Genomic DNA, 19871 nt, shown 5'->3' with positions numbered 1-19871 from the left:
GGGTGGACCTGCATCTCGTCACCTATTTCGTCGCGGTAGTCGATCACGGCGGAATCACCAGGGCGGCGCAGTCCCTGTACATCTCTCAGCCGTCGCTGTCGCAGGCCATTCGCACTCTCGAACGTCGCCTCGGGGTAACCCTGTTCGATCGCACGGGCCGACGGCTCGAGCTGACCGAGGCGGGCCGGACACTGGACGTGGCGGCGCGGCGCATTCTCACCGATGTCGAACGGGCGAAGGCGAAGGTGGCCGCGGTCCGTGAACTCGAATCCGGCCGGGTCGACGTGGTCACGTACTCGGCGTTCTCGATCGATCCGATCGTCGGACTGGTCCGCCGATTCCGCCGGCAGTATCCGCGGATCACGGTCCGCATCATCGACAGCGACGGCCCCACCGGCGTCCTCGGGGCGTTGCGACGCGGTGAGGCGGAGCTCGGGGTGATCGACCTGTCCGTGGATCACAGTGCTCTGCTGTCGGTCCCGATCGGCGAGCAGGAGCTGGTGCTTGCCGTGCCCGACCAGCTGGCAGCCGCCCTTCCCGACCCCGTACCTCGCTCTGCCCTGCGGCAGGTCCCGTTGATTCAGGACCTGGGTGACAAGAGTGACGCGGCGCTGATCTTCGAACTTCTCGGGGAGAACACGGACAACGTCGTCGTCGACTGCTCGCATCCGAGCGCCACCTGGGACCTGGTCCAGCGCGGGGCGGGCGCGACCGTCCTTCCCCGTGTCGTCGCCGAACAGGAACTGCGGGGTGTGACGATCCGGTCGTTGTCACCGCGGTTGACCCGCCCCGTCGGCCTGGTGCAGCGCTCCGGACCGAGTTCGCCGGCGGCCGCAGCGTTCGTCGCGAGCGCATACGACACGTCGACAAGGGGCTGAGCACATGGAGTTACGTCAGGTCGAGTACTTCCTCGCCGTCGTCGAGCACGAGGGCATAGGCGGTGCCGCCGCATCGCTGGGCGTCGCCCAGCCGACCATCTCCCAGGCGTTGCGGGGTCTCGAGCGGGAACTGGGCGTGCAACTGTTCCATCGCATCGGCCGGGGCATGGTTCTCAGTGCCGCCGGACGAAGCATGGTGGGCCCGAGCCGCCAGATCCTGCGCGACGTCACCGCCGTCGAGGATCTGCTGGCCACCGCCGACGGAGAACTCGCCGGCCGCCTCGACGTGATGGCGTTTCCCGCCCTGGTCCTCGGCCCGCTCGTCGACCTGGTCGCCGAATTCCGGCGGGCCTACCCGAAAGTGGCGGTGCGGTTCGGTGAGCTGAAATCCGAAGCACAGGCCGCCTCCCTGATCGAGGACGGGCACTGCGAGTTCGTCGTCGCACATTTGCCCCTCGACGAAGACGGCCTAGACGTGGTGGAGCTGGGTGAGCAGGAGTACTGGCTCGTGTATCCCGCCGACACCGAGGTCCCGGACGGACCGGTTCCGCTGTCCGCACTTCCCAAGGTGCCCATGGTGTTCGTGCCCCGCGGTCACTCCCTCGCCGACGAAATCGAAGAAGCGATTCGTCACGCTGGGGCACGGCCGCCCCTGGCCGTGTTGTCCGATCACCGGGAGGCGCGGCTTCCTTTGGTATTGGCGGGAATCGGCGGCACCCTGGTGGAGAGGTCGATCGCGGAGTCGGCCCGCGACCGCGCGATCGTGCGCGAAGTGGAACCGAGATTCGCCCGGAGATTCGGGATCGCCTTCGATCCGGAAACGCTATCGCCCGTGGGACGCGCGTTCGTCGAACTCATCCGCGCGCGTGCCACAGGCCCACAGCGCGATTAGCCCTCTACGCCACTCGTTCGAACACTGCGGCCAGGCCCTGCCCACCACCGATGCACATCGTCTCGAGCCCGTACCGCGCGTCACGGCGATCGAGCTCCCGGGCCAGGCTCGCCAGCATCCGTACCCCCGTCGCACCGACAGGATGACCGAGGGAGATTCCGGAACCGTGGACATTGGTGCGATCCAGATCCGCTGCGCCGAAATCCCATTCGCGCATCACGGCCAGCGCTTGCGCCGCGAACGCCTCGTTGAGTTCGATCAGGTCGATGTCGGAGAGGGTGAGCCCGGCCTTGCGCAGCGCGACCTCGGTGGCCGGGACCGGACCGATACCCATGATTTTCGGTGCGACACCGGCCGCGCCCCAGGACACCATTCGCACGAGCGGACGCAGACCGAGCCGTTCCGCGGTCTGCGTCGTGGTGACGAGACACATTGCTGCAGCGTCATTCTGCCCGCTGGCGTTGCCGGCGGTCACAGTGGATTCCGGATCGGTCTTGCCCAGAATCGGTTTCAGGGCAGCCAGCGATTCGAGTGAGATGTCGGGACGAGGATGCTCGTCGGTGTCGATCACCAGCTCACCGGCGCGGCTGCGCACGGTGACCGGCACAATTTCTTCGGCGAGGATGCCGTTCTTCTGCGCCGTGACGGCTCTGGTGTGCGAAGACACCGCGAGCTCATCCTGCTCGGTGCGTGAAATCCCGTATTCGCGCCGGAGGTTTTCCGCCGTCTCGATCATTCCCCCGGGTACCGGGTAGAAGCGGCCGCCCGCGGTGGACCGGGCGCGCACGAGGCTGTCGTGCATCTGCACACCGGATCGTGCTCCGCCCCACCGCATATCGGTGGAATAGAAGGAGGCGTTGCTCATCGACTCGGTGCCCCCGGCTACCACGAGGTCGTTGTCACCGGCCGCCACTTGCATAGCCGCCTGGATGACGGCCTGCAGACCGGATCCGCACCTGCGGTCGATGTGCATGCCGGGCACGGTGATCGGCAGCCCCGCATCCAGGGCTACCACACGGCCGATGGCAGGCGCCTCACTGTTCGCGTTGCAGTGGCCGAGGACGACGTCCTCGATGTCGGACGGCTCGACCCCTGTGCGTTCGAGCAGTCCTTTCAAAGCAGCGACACCGAGATCGACGGCGGTGAGGGACTGGAACATGCCGCCGTACCGTCCGATGGGAGTGCGGACGGGTTCGCAGATGACGACTTCACGCATGATGGCCTTTCGGGGAAATGTCGGGAGGGTTCGGTGCGCGTCACATGAAGCGTCCACCGGTGACTTCGAGGACCGTGCCGGTCATGTACGACGAAAGGTCGGAGGCGAGGAACAGGGCAACGTTCGCCACCTCGCCGGCCTCGCCCGCACGCCCCATCGGAATTTCGCTCATCTTCTGGTCCCACGCCTTCTGCGGCATGGCCTCGGTCATGGCCGACCGGATGAGTCCCGGCGCGATCGCATTGACCCGGACACCGTGATGGGCCAGCTCCTTGGCCGCAGCTTTGCTGAGCCCGACGATGCCCGCCTTGGCCGCCGAGTAGTTCGTCTGCCCCACCATGCCGACCTTGCCGGACAGTGAGGAGATGTTGACGATGGCGCCGCGCTTGGCCTCCCGCATGATGGCGGCCGCCTTGCGCGTCCCGTTCCAGGTGCCCTTCAGGTGCACGTCGATGACCAGGTCGAAGTCGTTTTCGGTCATGGTGCGCATGGTCGCGTCGCGGGTGATCCCGGCGTTGTTGACCATCACGTCGAGCGAGCCGAAGCGTTGGACGGCTGCGCCCAGCATCTCGTCGACCTGCTCGGCGTGCACCACGTTGCACCGGACGGCGTGGGCGACGTCCGCGCCACCGAGCTTGTCGGCCGCTGCCGTGGCGGCGTCGAGGTCGAGGTCACCGATCACCACGCGGGCGCCGGCCTCGACGAAGGTCCGGGCAATTTCGAAGCCGATACCCTGGGCGCCTCCGGTGACGACGGCGGTGCGGTTGGCGAGCAGTTCCATGGAAGTCCTTTCGACATGACGAGTGCCCTCCCGCCACTCGGGGGTTCCGGCACCAGCCGAATATATCGGCGCAGAACCCTCCTGAACGGGTCGGAATCATCGGGATCTCCTATGGCGGCGTGGTCCGATTCGTATTGGACATGTGGCGACTACCATCCGACAGTGACTTCATGACAACTTTGCAGGCCGGTGATTCCATGACCACATCTCAGGTCGGCGACGACGATTTTCAGGACATCCTCGCCCAGACGCGCAGTTTCGTTCGCTCCGCTGTGGTTCCCCGCGAGCAGGAGATCATGGATGCCGACGCGATCCCCGAGGACATCCGCGAGGCCGCCAAAGCGATGGGGCTGTTCGGATACGCGATCCCGCAGGAGTGGGGCGGACTCGGCTTGGACCTGACGCAGGATGTGGAATTGGCGATGGAGTTCGGTTACACGTCGCTGTCCCTGCGCTCCATGTTCGGTACCAACAACGGCATCGCCGGGCAGGTACTGGTGGCGTTCGGCACGGACGAGCAGAAAGAGACGTGGCTCGAGCGCATCGCGTCGGGCGAGGTGGTGGCGTCGTTCGCGCTCACCGAACCGGGCGCGGGCTCGGACCCCGCGGGACTGCGCACCAAGGCGACGCGGACCGGCGGCGGCTGGATAATCAACGGCGAGAAGCGGTTCATCACTAATGCACCACTCGCGGACCTGTTCGTCGTGTTCGCCCGCACCCGCCCCGCAGACGCGGACGGCACCGGCATCGCGGTGTTCCTCGTTCCCGCCGACGCCGACGGAGTGCAGGTAGGCGCGAAGGACCGCAAGATGGGCCAGGAAGGCGCCTGGACCGCGGACGTGCATTTCACCGATGTGCGCGTGCCTGATTCCGCTCTCGTCGGGGGAAGCGAGGACGTCGGTTACCGTGCCGCGATGACGTCGCTGGCGCGCGGCCGGGTGCACATCGCCGCGCTGTCGGTGGGTGCGGCCCAGCGCGCACTCGACGAGTCGGTGGCGTACGCCGCCACCGCTACTCAGGGCGGCAGCGCGATCGGTGACTTTCAGCTGGTGCAGGCCATGATCGCCGATCAGCAGACCGGTGTGATGGCGGGGCGGGCACTCGTCCGGGACGCCGCCCGGGCGTGGGTGTCCGGTGAGGACCGGCGCATCGCGCCGTCGGTCGCCAAGCTTTTCTGCACGGAAATGGTGGGTAAGGTCGCCGACCTGGCGGTGCAGATCCACGGTGGCACCGGGTACATGCGGGACGTCCCCGTCGAACGCATCTACCGTGACGTCCGTCTCCTGCGCCTCTACGAGGGCACCAGCGAGATCCAGCGGCTCATCATCGGGCGAGGCCTGGTCAAGCGCGCGCAACGCTGAAGGAAACAACCGGCCCCCACCGCCGAGAGCGGGTGGGGGCCGGTTGCTTCGTGGTCCTCTAGGTGGCTGCGACCTCGAGCATCTTCCGCAGAGTCGTTTTGAGGATCTTTCCCGCCGCCGACGTCGGCAACTGTTCGACCACCACCACGTCACGCACCTTCTTGTACGGCAGCACCCGCTCGGCTACGAACGCCGACACGGCATCCGGATCGACCGTCGCCCCCGGCATCGGGACGACGAACGCCACCGGCTCCTGACCGACGCTGCCGGCCTCTCTGCCGACGACGGCAGCGGAGGAGACGTCCGGGTGCGAGACCAAAATCTCCTCGAGCTCACGCGGATACACGTTGTAGCCCTTGTAGATCAGCATGTCCTTGGTGCGGTCGCAGATGAACAGGTAACCGTCCTCGTCGACGTATGCGATGTCACCGGTATCGAGCCAGCCGTCGACGTATTGCTGAGCGGTGATCTCGGGCTGATTCAGGTAACCGTCGGTGACCTGCGGGCCGCGGACCCACAGCTTGCCGCGGGTGTGGGCGTCGAGTACGGCCCCGGAATCGTCGGCTGCACGGATCTGCACTTCGGTGTCGAACACCGGCAGACCCACACTCCCGAGCTTGTATGCGTCGGCTCCGGTCAGCGGCGCGGACGCGACGAGACAGGTGCCTTCGGTCAACCCGTACCCTTCGACCACTGTCGCCGAGGGGAACGCGCGGCCGAGCGCCTCGAGTGTGACGTGGTCGATCGGGGCCGCACCGGAGGAGACGACACGCACCGAATCGGTGTTCCGGGTCGCCGCGTCGGGATGAGTGGCGACCGCATGCCACATTGCCGGGCTTCCCGTGATGTAGGTGGCACGGTGCTTCTCGATCAGTTCCAGCATCCTGCCGGGTTCGAACCGGCCGGCGAACACCTGAGTCGCCCCGCAGAGCAGCAGGAACGACATGTTGATCAGGGCGTGGGCATGGAACAGCGGCGACACGACGACCGTCGCCCCGACGCCGGGTTCGACACCGCGATCCCCCAGTTCCTCGAGGGGTCGCAACTCGATCCCACCGTCAGCGGTGGCGCGCACCGCGTGTCCCGCTCGCCAGGCGACCATCTGGATCACGTTGGCGAGGACGTTGCGGTGCAGTACCCGAACACCTTTCGACAGGCCGGTGGTGCCGCCCGTGTAGGCGAGGTGGGCCACGTCGTCTCCGGTCACCTTCGAAGGGAACGGTGCGGCCGCGTACCCGCGGACGAACTCGTCGAATCCGAACTGTCCGCGACCTCGCCCGGCGGGCAGTCCCGCCACCACGATCGTGCGGACGGTGGTGCCGTCGGCAGCCGCGGTGAGGTTGTCCAGTTGCCCGGGCTGGGTCACGGCCGCGACCGCACCCGTGTCCACAATCTGTGTGCGGAGTCCCGGCACGGGTTGCAGCGGGTTGACCAGGGTGACGGTTGCGCCGGCTCGCAGGGCGCCGTAGTACGCGACCACGAACTCGATGCAGTTGCCGAGGTGCAGGAGCACCACGTCACGTTCGGTCACACCCGCGTCCCGCAGCGCGGACGCGAATGCACCCGACCGCTGGTCGAGCTCACGGTAGGTACACACCGTGTCGCCGTCGACCACCGCGGCCCGGTCTCCGTACAGGGCCGCCATGCTGGGCGGAAAGGCCGCCATGGTCAGATCCGGGTAGTGCAGTACCGGCTTGTTCACGTGGGTCCTCACTGGTCAGCGGGGTGCCATGCGGATGGCACCGTCGAGGCGGATGGTCTCACCGTTGAGGTAGCCGTTCTCGAGGATGGAGCAGGCGAGTTGCCCGAACTCACCTGGCTTGCCCAGCCGCGACGGGCTGGGTACGGATTTCTCGAGTGACGTCCGCACGTCTTCGCGCAGTCGCGCCAGGAGTGGGGTGTCCATGATTCCCGGGGCGATGGTGCACACCCGGATGTTTCGGCTGGCCAGATCCCGCGCCGCCGTGACGGTCATTCCGACGATGCCGGCCTTCGACGCCGTGTAGTTGATCTGGCCGATCTGACCTTCGAAAGCCGCCACGGAGGCGGTCAGCACGATCGCGCCGCGTTCGCCGTCGATCTCGTCGTGGCGGGCGATTCGTTCCGCTCCCAACCGCAGAGCGTTGAAGGAGCCGACGAGGTTGAGGCGAATCACGAACTCGAAATCCTCGAGTGAACCGGCCTTGCCGTCGTTGTCCAGGATCCGCATTCGTCGTCCCGCGCCGGCGCAGTGCACGATGCCGCGCAGTCCGCCTCGTTCGTCGGCGACATCGAGGGCCGCCGCGAACTGTTCGGGGTCGGTGATGTCGGCCGCCGCGAACTGCGCTGCGCTGCCGAGTTCTTTCGCCGCCGCCGCACCCTCGGAGTGGGGAAGGTCGATGAGCGTCACCTGAGCCCCGGCGTCCACCAGTCGACGGGCGGTGGCGAGTCCGAGTCCCGACGCGCCGCCGGTCACCGCGGTGGAGATGCCTTTGAGTTCCATTGCCTGTGGGGTCCCTTCGGAAAAGTGGTGGTTCAGAGAAGTTCGAGAATGGTGGCGTTGGCGAGTCCGCCTGCCTCACACATGGTCTGGAGGCCGTATCGGATGCCGTTGTCGCGCATGTGATGCACCAGTCGGGTCATCAGGATCGCCCCCGATCCACCGAGCGGGTGGCCGACGGCAATGGCGCCGCCGACCGGGTTCAGCCGGTCCATGGCGGCACCGGTCTCCGCCTGCCAGGCCAGCGGAACCGGAGCGAAGGCCTCGTTGACCTCGAACGCGCCGATGTCCTCGATGGTCAGTCCTGCCCGCGAGAGGGCTTTGTCCGTGGCCGCAATCGGACCGGTGAGCATGATGACGGGGTCGTCACCGACCACCGCGCTGGTGTGTATCCGGGCCATCGGACGCAGTCCCAGCTGCGCAGCCTTGTCGCTCGTGGTGATCAACAACGCCCCCGCGCCGTCGGAGATCTGCGAAGAGTTGCCCGCGTGGATCACGCCGTCGTCCTTGAACACGGTCTTCAGCTTCGCGAGGGACTCGAGCGAACCACCGCGGCGGATTCCCTCATCTCCCTCGAGCACGCCGGGTATCGGTGCGAGTTGCCCGTCGAAGGCGCCGCGGTCGGCGGCACGCGCCGCGAGTTCGTGAGAGCGAAGGGCGTATTCGTCGAGCACCCGACGAGTCAATCCCCATTTCGCTGCCACCATTTCTGCACCGGTGCCCTGGCTGAAGCCGTCGACGCCGTACCGGTCGAGAACGGTTGCGGGGAAGTGCTCGCCGTTCTTGCTGGCACTGCCCATCGGAACGCGGCTCATCGATTCGACACCGCCGGCGACGACGATGTCCTCGTGGCCGGCGATCACGGTCGCGGCGGCGAAGCTCACCGCCTGCTGGCTCGATCCACACGCCCGGGTGAGCGTGGTGCCGGGCACCTTCTCGGGCCAGCCGGCGGCGAGCACCGCGGTCCGGGCGACGTTGCCCGCCTGCTCGCCTGCCTGGCTGACGCAACCCCAGATGACGTCGCCGACCTCGTCCGTGGAGAGACCGGTACGGGCAACGAGGGCTTCGAGCACGTGGGCCGACACATCGGCCGGATGAATATCCGAAAGGGACCCTCCGCGCCGGCCGATCGGTGTGCGGACTGCGTCGATAATTACTGCGTCATTCATCGTGTGCTCCTCACACTGTCGCCTCGAACCAATTTCTTGTCGCGTTCCGGGTTGGCCAGGATCAACGCGAGGACGGCACACACCGCGGCGACCAGACCGAGCGCTTGGAACGCGGTCGCGTAGCCCGCGGCGGGCGAACTGGCGGCGTCGACGATCAGGCCGGTCGCATATGGGGCGACGAGGCCGCCGACCGCCATGATCGCGAGGAACACCCCGAGCGTGCCGGCCGTCTGACGCGGCGGGCAGATTTCGGAGATCGCGGAGTTGAGCAGCGGGAACACCGAGGCGGCGAAACCGTACCCGACCGACACCACGAGTACTGCCAGAGCGGGGGTGTCGATGGACGGCAGGGCAAGCAGGATCGCGCCGCAGATGAGCACCCCGACGGCCGGCACGATGATCCGCACGATCCGGGACGTCGAGCCGCGCACCAGGAGGCGGTCGCCGATCACGGAGGTGAGGAGCATCAGGATCAGTCCCGCGATGCTCGGGAAGGCGAACATCGATCCGGCCTGCAGGCGGCTGTAGCCGAGGCCCACCTCGAAGTACGAGGGCAGCCAGGTGAGCACCACTGCGACCAGTGCATACACGCTCATGACGAGGAGGGCGCCGCTGATGAACGTGCGTGTCCGGAAGATACGACTCCACGGTACGGCGGGCTCACCGGCGTCACCGTCGGCATCGGTGGTCGCGCTCTTGCCGCTGCGAATGTAGGGACCCTCGGACCACGCGGTCAGCCAGACGGCACACCACACGACTCCGATCACCGACAGCGCGATCAGGGCGTAGCGCCAGCCGAAGGTGACGGTGACGAATGCGAGTGCCGGAGCGACGGCGATCTTCGCGATGGATGCCGCGCCGGCCAGCAACGCGCTGGGCAGTCCGCGTTTTGCGGGCGCGTGCCAGGAGTACGCCCCGGTGTGCAGCAGCGCCGAGCTCGGGCCCTCGGCGAGGCCGAGGAGTAGTCGGCTGCCGAGTAACACCACGAAGCTTGCGGCGACGACGAGCGGCAGCATGGCCACCGACCAGGCCAGCGCGAGTAGCACGAGCGCCCACCGCAGGGACATCCATCGGTTGAGCACGCCTGCGAAGAATCCGCCGACCGTGAAGGTCAGGAAGAACAAGCTCCCGACCAGACCGATCTGGGAGGAGCTCAGTCCCAGCTCCTGGGCGAGGGGTTGAGCGATGATGCCGAGTACGGCCTTGTCGGCATAGTTGACGACGTAGAGCAACACGAGGAGGGCGGTCAAGCCCCACGCACGGCGGCGGGACTCGGAGCCGATCTCGACGGGTGCGTCGAGGGTGGCGGTGGAGTGGGTCACCTGGTGATCCCTTCGGAGAATGGGTGGTGCAGGTCACAGCGTCAAGCCCATTCAACGGATGCGGGCCCACCCGATCAATACGCACTCGGCGAACGCACCGGCTGCCCCTACCTATGGGTCAGGGCCCCCGCAGGTCACAGGCAGATGCAAGAAGCATTGGAGTGCGCTATCCGACCGATAGCCGAAGGCCTCTAGCCGCTCCACGGGAAGTCGGGCAAGCTGAAATCCGACCTCGCGGCTCCCGAGGCGCTCGTCCGCGCCCCCGGTTCCGCACTCCCCTGCTCGGTACAACTCGTATTCGAAGGACCCCCATGAGCCGCCTCGCCCAGACTCTCGGCCTCACCGAGTTCCAGACCGAGATCATCGACACCGTGCGAACCTTCGTCGATCGCGACGTCATCCCCGTCGCACAGGAACTCGAGCATTCCGACACCTACCCGCAGGCCATCGTCGACAAGATGCGCGACATGGGCCTGTTCGGGCTGATGATCCCGGAGGAGTACGGCGGCCTCGGCGAATCCCTCCTCACCTATGCACTGTGCGTCGAGGAACTCGCGCGGGGCTGGATGAGCGTCTCCGGGGTGATCAACACTCACTTCATCGTCGCCTACATGCTGCGTCAGCACGGCACCGATGCCCAGAAGGAGCACTACCTGCCCCGGATGGCCACAGGTGAGGTTCGCGGGGCCTTCTCGATGTCCGAGCCGGAACTCGGCTCCGACGTCGCCGCCATCCGCACCAAGGCCAAGCGCGGCGCCGACGGAAACTACGTCATCAACGGCCAGAAGATGTGGCTGACCAACGGTGGCAGCTCCACCCTCGTCGCCGCCCTGGTTCGCACCGAGGAAGGTGCCGCCAAGAAGCACGACAATCTCACCGCATTCCTCATCGAGAAGCCCGCCGGATTCGGTGAGGTCATCCCGGGCATCACCATCCCCGGGAAGATCGACAAAATGGGGTACAAGGGCATCGACACCACCGAGCTCCTGTTCGACAACTACACCGCCGCGGCCGATGACATCCTCGGTGGCACACCGGGTCGAGGCTTCTTCCAGATGATGGACGGGATCGAGGTCGGACGGGTCAACGTGTCCGCGCGCGCGTGCGGTGTGGCGATCCGCGCGTTCGAGCTGGCGGCTCGATATGCGCAGCAGCGCAGTACGTTCGGTAAGCCGATCGCGCAGCATCAGGCGATCGCGTTCAGCCTCGCCGAGATGGCGACGAAGGTCGAAGCGGCACATCTGATGATGGTCAACGCGGCACGACTGAAGGACTCCGGCGAACGCAACGACGTGGCCGCAGGCATGGCCAAGTACCTCACCAGCGAGTACTGCTCGGAGGTCACCCAGGCCAGCTTCCGTATCCACGGCGGTTACGGTTACTCGAAGGAGTACGAGATCGAGCGGCTCATGCGTGAGGCACCGTTCCTGCTCATCGGCGAAGGCACCAGCGAGATTCAGAAGACGATCATCAGCAAGGGCGTACTGCGTAGTTACGCACTGTAAATCGAAGGAGAGATCCGTGCAGCGTACGGTGTTCAATGAAGATCACGAGGCGTTCCGGAAGACGATCCGCGACTTCATCGCCAAGGAAGTGGCTCCCGTCCACCATGATTGGGAGGTACAGGGACATCCCCCGCGTGATTTCTATCGTCGGCTCGGCGAGCTCGGTGTGCTGGGCATCCAGGTGCCGGAGGAGTACGGCGGGGGCGGCGAGAAGAGTTTCAAGTTCTCCGCGGTGGTCGGTGAGGAGACGGCGGCGGCCGGTGTCACGTTCGGCAGCTTCTCGGTGCACACCAATCTGATCCTGCCGTACCTGCTCGAATACGCGAACGATGAGCAGAAGCAGCGCTGGCTCCCGGGATTCGCTTCCGGCGACATCATGTTCGCCATCGCGATGACCGAACCCGGTACCGGCTCCGACCTCGCCAACATCGCGACTTCGGCGAAGCTGTCCGAGGACGGCAGCCATTACGTGTTGAACGGCGCCAAGACGTTCATCACCGGCGGCGCGCTCGCCGACCGCATCCTCGTGGTGTGCCGCACCGCTCCCAGCACGCAAGAGAACCGTCGGGCGGGGCTGTCCATTCTCGTGGTCGACACCTCCGCCGAGGGTTTCGCGGTGGGACGGAAGATCGAGAAGATCGGCCTCAAGGCGTCCGATACCGCCGAGTTGTCGTTCACGGACGTCAAGGTTCCGGTCGAGGATCGGCTCGGTGAGGAGGGTGCCGGATTCAGCTACCTCACCCACAACCTGGCGCAGGAGCGGCTGACCATCGCGCTCGGCGCGTCGGCCACCGCCGCGGCCGCGTTGCAACACGCCCTCGCCTACGTCAAGGAACGCAACGTCTTCGGAAAACCGGTGGCAGCATTCCAGAACACCAAGTTCGTGCTCGCCGAGTGCGCCACCGAGGTCGAAGCAATCCAGTTGATGGCCGACCGCGCACTCGAACTCCACGACGCCGGCGAACTGTCCGTGCCGGACGCGGCGAAGGTCAAACTTTTCTGCACCGAGGCCGCGGGCCGGGTGATCGACAAGTGCCTGCAGCTGCACGGCGGATACGGTTACGTCCTCGAGTACCCCATCGCGCGCCTCTACGCCGACACCCGGGTATCCCGCATCTACGGCGGCACCAGCGAAGTCATGAAGACGATCATCGCGAAGGATTTGGGGTTGTAGCGAGGCGCCTTCGGCGCCCGTGCGCCTTTCTGGTTGCTCCCACTACCAAAAGGGCGCACGAGCGCGAAGCGCCTCAGCCGTGGTGCCGCCGGTATGCCGCAGCCGCGCCGGGGTGCAACGGCACTCCGGCGGTGACGATCAACGACTGCCGATCGAGGAACTGGCTGCCCGTCGCCTGTTCCGGCACCAGTTCTGCGGCATGGTCGATCAGCACTTCCACGAGTGCACCGGCAGCGTTGTCGGTCACCGTGGGGCCGGCGAGGAGAAGGTTGGCCAAACCGATTGTCGCGACCGGTGTCTGACTCCCGTACGTACCAGGCGGAATGAGCACGGACTCGTAGCGGGGGCCGAACCGCTGTCGCAGCAACTCGAGTTCAGCGGACAGATCGAGGAGTCGCAGCGCGATACCCAGGTTCGCGAACGATGGTGTGGGCACTCCGCCCGCCCATAGGACGGCGTCGACGCTGCCTTCGCGCAGAGCGTGGCCTGCATCCGTCATCGACAGGTGCAGGCGTGTGACGTCGCCTGGGTGGCCGAGGCCCAGCACCTCCAGAATTCGTTCCGCGGTGAGTTCTGCTCCTGATCCTCGCGCTCCCAGACTTACTCGTGCTCCGGCAAGTTGGGACGTGTTCTTGATTTGGGAATCGGCGCGCACCGCGAGTTGCATGTAGTTCTCGTACACCTTGCCGATGGCGGTGAAGTCGGCGGCGGGATCCTCGGCCGTCACCGCGGCAGTGTCCATGGCCGTCACGGCGGCGTCGGCGAGGCTCAGGGCGAGCTCTGCTTCCCCGGACGCCAGCGCCGCGAGGTTGTCGACGGACCCAGCAGTCCGCAGCGGGACGATCGTCACACCCAGGTCGGCGCGCTCCGCGGCAGCAGCGGTCAGCTGTGCGAACTCCCAGAAGAATCCGCCTTCCTCACCGGCAGCGAGTCGCAGCTGTTCACGGGTGCCACCGGAACAGGCGGCGCCCGACCCGGCCGCCGCGGCCACTGCGGTGGCCGCGAGAGCGCGGAACAGTTCGCGCCGGGAGATCACAACGCCTCCCCGGTACCGTCGGGCGATTCCGGCAGCGTCACGGTTACCTCGAGACCGTGCGGCTGTGCGGCCGCCACCGTGAGGGAACCACCACCGTTGTCAGCGAGAGCGGTGGCGATGGACAACCCCAGACCGGTGCCTGGCCGGCCGGATCCGGACCCGCGAAAGAAGCGCGAGGACAGCTTGTCGACCTCGTCTTCGGACACCCCGACGCCGTCATCGCTCACCCGGATACGGATGCCGGACTCCGTCTTCCGGGTATCGATTCGCACTGTCGACCCGGTACCCGCGTAGGTGTGCGCGTTGCTGAGCAGCACGTCGAGGATCTGAGCGAGCTGACTGGACCGGAAGTCGGCGAACAAGGGCTCGTCGGTTCCGCCCGAGGTCGCGACCATCCCGGACTCCGCCAGCGCCTCCGCCCACGCGTCGAGCCGGTCGGCGACCACTGCGCCGACGTCGCAGCCGCTGTGCGACGGCTCGGCGGGTGACTCGGCGACTGCCAATGCCAGCAGTCCGTCGAGGATTCCGCCGAGGCGGTCCACTTCCATACTCGTCCGGCGATAGGTTTCCGCCCCCGCCTCGCGGATGTGCGGGGCGAGGGAGTCCAATCGTATATGTAATGCCGCCAGGGGGTTCCGAAGTTGATGCGCGGTATCGGCGATGAGTCGGCGCTGCGCGTGGGCGGAAGCCTGAACGGCGCCCGCCATGGCGTCGAAGGCCCGCGCAAGTTCCTGCACCTCCGGCGGTCCGGTGTAGCGGTCCGCGGAGTTGCCGGCAGTGCGACGGGCCCACGGCTTCGGCGACGGGACGGCGTCCGCGAGAGCACCGACGCGGGCCGTCAGTGCGCCGAGTGGACGAACGGTCCACCGGGACAGCGCGATGGCCACTGCGGTCACCGCCACCAGCGCCGCGAGCGCCCCGGCGGTGATCACCAGCCACGACGTCCGGATCGACTCGCGCGCCGCTCGGGTGGACACCTCGAGGACGACGGCGCCGTCGACCTGCGCTCCGGTGCCGACGGGGACGGCCGAGAGGACACGGTCCGCCGACCACGGTGTCAGCGAACCGCCGATGCCCTTCTTTTGATTTCGGAGTCCGGCGGTGATCGCCTCGCCCACGCCCGGGTCGGCCGGTGACAGTCCGGCTCCGGCGCGGACACCGCCCCGAGCGTCCACGATGAGAACGCCCTCGTCGTACAACTCGTGGTAGCGCGCCACTTCCTCCCGCAACAACGCAGCGCTGCCGGGGGCCTGCATCTGTCCGGCGAGGCTGGCGAAGTGTGTCGCATCCGCTTCCCGGCTCAGCCGGAGGGCCTGCGTTCTCCCGGCACCGGTGGCCAGAGCGAGGGGGACCGCGAACGCCACCACCGCGAGGGCGGCGAACACCAGCAGGACGGCGAGCACCCGTCGCCGCACGTCAGGTACCCCAGCGGTAGCCGTACCCGCGGATAGTCGAAATGAGGCCGGGCCGAGCCAGTTTCGCTCGCAGTCCGGTCATGTGCACGTCGAGGGTGCGCGAGATCGCCACATAGGCATCGCCCCACACGGCGTCCATCAGCTGCTGGCGGCTCACGGCGGCGCCGGGACGGGTGACGAGGACCTCGAGAAGCTCGAACTCTTTGGTCGTCAGCGCGATCGGTTCGCCTGCGACCTCCACTTCGCGAGAGATCAGATCGACCACCACGTCGCCTTCGGTGATCTGCTGCGAGGCCGGCCGTTCTGCTGCTCGGCGGCGCTGGGTCACCACGTCGAGCCTGGCCAGTAACTCCGCGAGACGCGCCGGTTTGACGAGGTAGTCATCCGCCCCGCCGCGCAACCCGCGGACCACCGAACGCTCGTCGTCGCGGGCGGTGAGGATGACGACCGGAACCTCGCTGACGGCCCGCAGCTGCCGAAGCACCTGCAGGCCGTCCGCATCGGGGAGACCGAGATCGAGAATCACCGCGTCCATACCGCGATGGCCGAGGAGGAGATCGGATCCGCGTCGCATGCGCACCGTGTCGTGGCCGTGGTTCGCCAGCGCCTCCACGAGTGCGTCGCCGACTCCGTCGTCGTCCTCGACAACCGCGATCTGCATTGTCCGTTCCCTTCGATCAGCCCCGCGAGTCGACCAGCTCGACATCGTCGTCCGGGCTGTCGGCCCGGCTGCTCGCCCGGTCGAGCGGCGAACCTTCCGACGTCTCCCGCATGAAGACGTAGACGACGAGCGAGATCGCGATGCATCCGGTCACATAGTAGAAGAAGAGCGATTCGTGACCGGCCCGTTTCAGGGCGAGGGCGACGGTCTCGACCGTGCCGCCGAAGATCGCCAGCGTGAGGGCGTACGGCAGTCCGACTCCGAGCGCGCGGACCTTGGTCGGGAAGAGCTCGGTCTTCACGATCGCGTTGACCGACGTGTATCCGGTGACGACGGTGAGTCCCAGCATCATCAGCCCGAAGGCAACCAGCGGATTCGACGTGTTTCCCAGCACGGTCATGAGCGGGACCGTCAGCAGGGTTCCACCGACACCGAAGAAGATGAGCAGCTTGCGGCGGCCGATGCGGTCCGACAGGGCTCCGCCGAGCGGCTGCAGCACGATGAAGACCAACAGAGCCGCGAAATTGATCCACGCGACCGTGTCCTTGGAGATGCCGGAGGTGTTGATCATGAACTTCTGCATGTACGTGGTGTACGTGTAGAACGCCACACAGCCACCGAGTGTGAGGGCACACACCAGCAGGCACTCGCGTGGGTACTGCAGCAGCATCCGGAGCGAACCTTCCTTCGGCCCGTCGTCCGGGGTGTCTGTGTCACGCTTCGACTCCACCTCGTCGGTGAAAGCCTCGGACTCGTCCATCGTGCGACGCAGCCACATCACCGCGACGGCACCTGCCGCACCGATGACGAACGGAATTCGCCAGCCCCACGACTGCATGGCCTCGGCAGGCAACAGCAGTTGCAGGATAATCTGCACACCCAGCGCAAACAGCTGTCCGGCGACGAGGGTGACGTACTGGAAACTCGAATAGAAGCCGCGCCGACCCGGTGAGGCGACCTCGGCGAGGTAGGTGGCGCTGGTGGCGTATTCACCGCCGACCGACAGTCCCTGGAGCATGCGGGCGAGCACGAGGAGCACCGGAGCCACCAGTCCGACGCTGTCGTACGAGGGCGTAAGCGCGATGACGAGCGAGCCCGCCGCCATCACGGTCACCGACAAGGTGAGCGCCGAGCGGCGGCCGTGCCGGTCGGCGTACCGCCCCATGACCCAGCCGCCGATCGGCCGCATCAGGAACCCGACCGCGAAAACAGCTGCTGTCGAGAGCAACTGGGCAGTGGTGTCGCCCTCGGGGAAGAACTCCTTCGCGAAGTACACACTGAACGCCGCGTAGACGTACCAGTCGTACCACTCGATCAGATTGCCGACCGAACCTTTCAAGACGTTGCCGATCACTCGGCGCTCACCAGTCTGCGCGGTGCTCACATGGACTCCTTCCGATGTCCTGAATCTCTCCGTTCCCACCACAGTGGGGCAGGTCACAGGCATTCGGAAGGGTCCGCGGGGGTTCCTAACACTCCCTTAAGAAAGTCCCCCTGTGAGTACTTCTTAACCGCGGGGGGTTAAGAAGTACTCACAGCTGGGGTGTCCTCGCCCAGCAGCGGCGGCGCGCTGCGGTACCTCGCCGGGGTGGCACTGAGCCGGATCGGGTTCGCCACCTGCCGCACGGGCGAGTCCCGGCGTGGATCGTCAATCTCGACCACCGGATTCAAGCCGAGCCGCTCGGCCAGCGCGAGGGCATCGGCGATGTCGTTGAGCGGCCCGCACGGGACACCCTGCGCGGTCAGCTTCTCGAACCATACGTCCGCGGAATCCGATGCCAGCGCCGCGGTGAGGTCCCGGACCAATTGTTCGCGGTGCGCCACCCGTTGCATGTTGGTGGCGTACCGCTCGTCGCCGGCGAGGTGCGGAATTTCGAGAACCTCTACCAAAGAGGCGAATTGGCGATTATTGCCCACCGCCAGCACGAGCGGGCGGTCGCCGGTGTCGAAGACCTCGTACGGTGCGATGCTGGGATGCCGGTTGCCCATGGCCTGCGGAACGACACCCGCGCCCACATACCCGGACGTCTGGTTCACGAGGGCGGACAGCAACGACGACAGCAGGTTCACCTCGACCCGCTGTCCCTCGCCGCTCCGGTCACGGTGACGCAACGCAGCCAGGATCCCGACCGCGGCGTGCAGCCCGGTAATGACGTCGACGACGGCCACCCCGACTTTGGTCGGGACGCCGGGTTCCGGACCGGTGATGCTCATCAACCCGCCGACGGCCTGGATGAGCAGGTCGTAGCCGGGCAGGTTGTTGTGCCCACCGAACCCCGTCACCGAGCAGTAGACGATATCGGGATTGGAATCCCGCACCGTGTCGTAGCCGAGACCGAGCCGGTCCATGGTGCCGGGCAGGAAGTTCTCCACCACGACATCCGCTCGGGCGACGAGTTCCCGCGCCTGCTGAACGTCGGTGGGATTACGCAAGTCCCACGCGACGGACTGCTTGTTGCGGTTCACCGATTGAAAGTAGGTCGACTCCTCACCCACCCACGGCGGCCCCCACTGCCGGGTGTCGTCCCCGACACCCGCACGCTCGACCTTCACCACCTCGGCGCCGAGATCGGCGAGGAGCATCGTGGCATACGGTCCGGCCAGCACCCGGCCGAAATCGGCGATCAGCAGACCGTCGAGCGAAGCACGCAGACCCGACTCGAGCGACCCGCTCACCTGAACGCGGCCTCGCCCGTCAATGCCTTGCCGATGGTGAGTTGGTGCACCTCGGACGTGCCCTCGTAGGTGAGTACGGACTCGAGGTTGTTGGCATGCCGAATAACGGGGTACTCCAACGTGATTCCGTTGGCACCGAGAATGGTGCGGCATTCGCGGGCGATCGCGATGGCCTCGCGGACGTTGTTCAGCTTGCCGGTGCTCACCTGCTCGGGCCGGACCTCGCCGCGGTCCTTGAGACGTCCGAGATGGTAAGCGAGCAGGTGACCCTTGCCGACTTCGAGCGCCATGTCCGCGATCTTCACCTGGGTGATCTGATAGCCGGCCAACGACTTGTCGAACACCTGACGGTCCTGGGCGTAGGAGATGGCGGTCTCGAGGCAATCGCGGGCGGCACCCATCGCACCGAAAATGATGCCGAACCGGGCCTCGTTGAGGCAGCCGAGCGGACCGGACAGCCCCTTGGCCTCCGGCAGCATCGCAGAAGCGGGCAGCCGGACGTCCTCGAGCACGAGTTCCGAGGTGACGGACGCCCGCAGCGACATCTTGTGCTTGATCTCCGGCGCCGAGAAGCCAGGGGTATCGGTGGGCACGACGAATCCGCGAATGCCGTCGTCGGTGCGCGCCCACACGACCGCGACGTCCGCGACGGACCCGTTGGTGATCCACATCTTCGTGCCATTGAGAATCCAGTCCTCACCGTCCCGCTTGGCATTGGTGCGCATCCCTGCGGGGTTGGAGCCGAAGTCGGGCTCGGTGAGGCCGAAGCAACCGATGGCCTGGCCGGCGGCCATGCGGGGCAGCCACTCCTGCTTCTGGTCCTCGCTGCCGTAGTGGTGAATCGCGTACATCGCCAATGAGCCCTGCACCGATACCAGGCTCCGGATTCCGGAGTCGACGGCCTCGAGTTCGAGGCAGGCCAGACCGTAGGCGGTGGCGCTCATACCGGCGCAGCCGTACCCCTCGAGGTGCATACCCAGCACGCCGAGCTCACCGAGGCCTTCTGCCAGCTCGCGCACCGGCAGCGCCCCGGCCTCGAACCACTCCCCGATGTGGGGGCGGATGCGCTCGTCGGCGAAGCGGCGCACAGTGTCGCGGATCGCGATCTCCTCGGTGTCGAGAAGGGAGTCGAGAGCGAAGAGCTGGGACAGGGACTGCGGGTCGGACATGGTTCCTCCACGGGGCCGGTGGGGCTGGTGTGCAAACGTTCGCGAGAACGATTGCACGAACGATTTCGTCACGTAGACTAGGGCGCGTTCCCGGTCGCCGTCAACCACGCGGCAGGCCGTACTCCCACCCCCGAGCG

General features: G+C 66.7%; 17 protein-coding genes. 5 read left to right on the top strand and 12 right to left on the bottom strand.

Annotated features, from left to right (window positions below; all coding sequences use genetic code 11):
- Nucleotides 1-2 precede the first annotated feature (2 nt).
- The gene (locus tag ACH49N_RS14615) at nt 3-878 is read left to right on the top strand and encodes a LysR family transcriptional regulator (protein WP_159923754.1); all 876 of its coding nucleotides are present in this window, start codon (nt 3-5) and stop codon (nt 876-878) included.
- Nucleotides 879-882: 4 nt separating this feature from the next.
- Nucleotides 883-1770 carry a LysR family transcriptional regulator gene (locus tag ACH49N_RS14610; RefSeq protein ID WP_358273198.1) on the top strand — a complete coding sequence of 296 codons (888 nt, stop codon included), beginning with the start codon at nt 883-885 and terminating at the stop codon, nt 1768-1770.
- A gap of 4 nt (nt 1771-1774) precedes the next feature.
- On the opposite strand, the gene ACH49N_RS14605 is transcribed toward ACH49N_RS14610, so the two are convergent.
- Both ACH49N_RS14605 and fabG read right to left on the bottom strand, forming a co-directional pair.
- Nucleotides 1775-2986 (bottom strand): acetyl-CoA C-acetyltransferase, encoded by a 1212-nt coding sequence (locus tag ACH49N_RS14605; RefSeq protein ID WP_358273200.1) that lies wholly within the window; start codon nt 2984-2986, stop codon nt 1775-1777.
- A gap of 40 nt (nt 2987-3026) precedes the next feature.
- Nucleotides 3027-3767 carry a 3-oxoacyl-ACP reductase FabG gene (fabG, locus tag ACH49N_RS14600; RefSeq protein ID WP_208960314.1) on the bottom strand — a complete coding sequence of 247 codons (741 nt, stop codon included), beginning with the start codon at nt 3765-3767 and terminating at the stop codon, nt 3027-3029.
- 197 nt (nt 3768-3964) lie between these two features.
- Here fabG and ACH49N_RS14595 point away from each other — a divergent pair, with 197 nt between their 5' ends.
- Nucleotides 3965-5128 (top strand): acyl-CoA dehydrogenase family protein, encoded by a 1164-nt coding sequence (locus ACH49N_RS14595; RefSeq protein ID WP_358273274.1) that lies wholly within the window; start codon nt 3965-3967, stop codon nt 5126-5128.
- A 58-nt stretch (nt 5129-5186) separates the two neighbouring features.
- Here the strand turns inward: ACH49N_RS14595 and ACH49N_RS14590 are convergent, their stop codons facing one another.
- The 4 genes from ACH49N_RS14590 to ACH49N_RS14575 are packed head-to-tail and all read right to left on the bottom strand — an operon-like array spanning nt 5187 to nt 10098.
- Entirely contained in the window at nt 5187-6794 is a 1608-nt protein-coding gene (locus tag ACH49N_RS14590) for an AMP-binding protein (protein ID WP_358273275.1), read from the bottom strand.
- A 51-nt stretch (nt 6795-6845) separates the two neighbouring features.
- Nucleotides 6846-7610, bottom strand: a complete 765-nt coding sequence (locus ACH49N_RS14585; RefSeq protein WP_159923748.1) for an SDR family NAD(P)-dependent oxidoreductase — start codon at nt 7608-7610, stop codon at nt 6846-6848.
- 32 nt (nt 7611-7642) lie between these two features.
- On the bottom strand, nt 7643-8776 hold the full coding sequence (locus tag ACH49N_RS14580) for a thiolase family protein (RefSeq protein ID WP_358273202.1): 1134 nt from the start codon (nt 8774-8776) through the stop codon (nt 7643-7645).
- Nucleotides 8773-10098: an MFS transporter gene (locus ACH49N_RS14575; RefSeq protein ID WP_358273204.1), complete on the bottom strand. Its 1326-nt coding sequence runs from the start codon at nt 10096-10098 to the stop codon at nt 8773-8775. The genes ACH49N_RS14580 and ACH49N_RS14575 overlap by 4 nt, the downstream gene beginning before the upstream one ends.
- A 311-nt stretch (nt 10099-10409) precedes the next feature.
- Here ACH49N_RS14575 and ACH49N_RS14570 point away from each other — a divergent pair, with 311 nt between their 5' ends.
- Nucleotides 10410-11603, top strand: a complete 1194-nt coding sequence (locus tag ACH49N_RS14570; RefSeq protein WP_358273206.1) for an acyl-CoA dehydrogenase family protein — start codon at nt 10410-10412, stop codon at nt 11601-11603.
- Between the two features lie 16 nt (nt 11604-11619).
- On the top strand, nt 11620-12777 hold the full coding sequence (locus tag ACH49N_RS14565) for an acyl-CoA dehydrogenase family protein (RefSeq protein ID WP_358273207.1): 1158 nt from the start codon (nt 11620-11622) through the stop codon (nt 12775-12777).
- 73 nt (nt 12778-12850) lie between these two features.
- On the opposite strand, the gene ACH49N_RS14560 is transcribed toward ACH49N_RS14565, so the two are convergent.
- The 6 genes from ACH49N_RS14560 to ACH49N_RS14535 all read right to left on the bottom strand — a co-directional run bounded on the left by ACH49N_RS14560 (nt 12851) and on the right by ACH49N_RS14535 (nt 19734).
- Nucleotides 12851-13813, bottom strand: coding sequence for a TAXI family TRAP transporter solute-binding subunit (locus ACH49N_RS14560; protein ID WP_358273209.1), 963 nt, complete (start codon nt 13811-13813; stop codon nt 12851-12853).
- Nucleotides 13810-15228, bottom strand: coding sequence for a HAMP domain-containing sensor histidine kinase (locus ACH49N_RS14555; RefSeq protein WP_358273210.1), 1419 nt, complete (start codon nt 15226-15228; stop codon nt 13810-13812). The genes ACH49N_RS14560 and ACH49N_RS14555 overlap by 4 nt, the downstream gene beginning before the upstream one ends.
- A 1-nt stretch (nt 15229) precedes the next feature.
- Nucleotides 15230-15889, bottom strand: a complete 660-nt coding sequence (locus ACH49N_RS14550) for a response regulator transcription factor (protein WP_358273212.1) — start codon at nt 15887-15889, stop codon at nt 15230-15232.
- Nucleotides 15890-15905: 16 nt separating this feature from the next.
- Entirely contained in the window at nt 15906-17273 is a 1368-nt protein-coding gene (locus ACH49N_RS14545; protein WP_358273214.1) for an MFS transporter, read from the bottom strand.
- A gap of 137 nt (nt 17274-17410) precedes the next feature.
- Entirely contained in the window at nt 17411-18565 is a 1155-nt protein-coding gene (locus tag ACH49N_RS14540; RefSeq protein WP_358273215.1) for a CoA transferase, read from the bottom strand.
- Nucleotides 18562-19734 (bottom strand): acyl-CoA dehydrogenase family protein, encoded by a 1173-nt coding sequence (locus ACH49N_RS14535; RefSeq protein WP_250777001.1) that lies wholly within the window; start codon nt 19732-19734, stop codon nt 18562-18564. The genes ACH49N_RS14540 and ACH49N_RS14535 overlap by 4 nt, the downstream gene beginning before the upstream one ends.
- Between the last annotated feature and the right edge of the window lie 137 nt (nt 19735-19871).

The organism is Rhodococcus sp. NPDC019647 (assembly GCF_044389235.1).
Lineage (GTDB): Bacteria > Actinomycetota > Actinomycetes > Mycobacteriales > Mycobacteriaceae > Rhodococcus_F > Rhodococcus_F oxybenzonivorans.
Note: the sequence above shows the minus strand (reverse complement) of the source record. Positions and strands in the feature narration are given on the sequence as shown.

Excerpts from the sequence above, each read along its gene's own strand:
- ACH49N_RS14610 (WP_358273198.1), top strand. The coding sequence starts at position 883 with ATGGAGTTACGTCAGGTCGAGTACTTCCTCGCCGTCGTCGAGCACGAG.
- ACH49N_RS14605 (WP_358273200.1), bottom strand. The coding sequence starts at position 2,986 with ATGCGTGAAGTCGTCATCTGCGAACCCGTCCGCACTCCCATCGGACGG.
- fabG (WP_208960314.1), bottom strand. The coding sequence starts at position 3,767 with ATGGAACTGCTCGCCAACCGCACCGCCGTCGTCACCGGAGGCGCCCAG.
- ACH49N_RS14595 (WP_358273274.1), top strand. The coding sequence starts at position 3,965 with ATGACCACATCTCAGGTCGGCGACGACGATTTTCAGGACATCCTCGCC.
- ACH49N_RS14590 (WP_358273275.1), bottom strand. The coding sequence starts at position 6,794 with ATGGCGGCCTTTCCGCCCAGCATGGCGGCCCTGTACGGAGACCGGGCC.
- ACH49N_RS14585 (WP_159923748.1), bottom strand. The coding sequence starts at position 7,610 with ATGGAACTCAAAGGCATCTCCACCGCGGTGACCGGCGGCGCGTCGGGA.
- ACH49N_RS14580 (WP_358273202.1), bottom strand. The coding sequence starts at position 8,776 with ATGAATGACGCAGTAATTATCGACGCAGTCCGCACACCGATCGGCCGG.
- ACH49N_RS14570 (WP_358273206.1), top strand. The coding sequence starts at position 10,410 with ATGAGCCGCCTCGCCCAGACTCTCGGCCTCACCGAGTTCCAGACCGAG.
- ACH49N_RS14550 (WP_358273212.1), bottom strand. The coding sequence starts at position 15,889 with ATGCAGATCGCGGTTGTCGAGGACGACGACGGAGTCGGCGACGCACTC.
- ACH49N_RS14535 (WP_250777001.1), bottom strand. The coding sequence starts at position 19,734 with ATGTCCGACCCGCAGTCCCTGTCCCAGCTCTTCGCTCTCGACTCCCTT.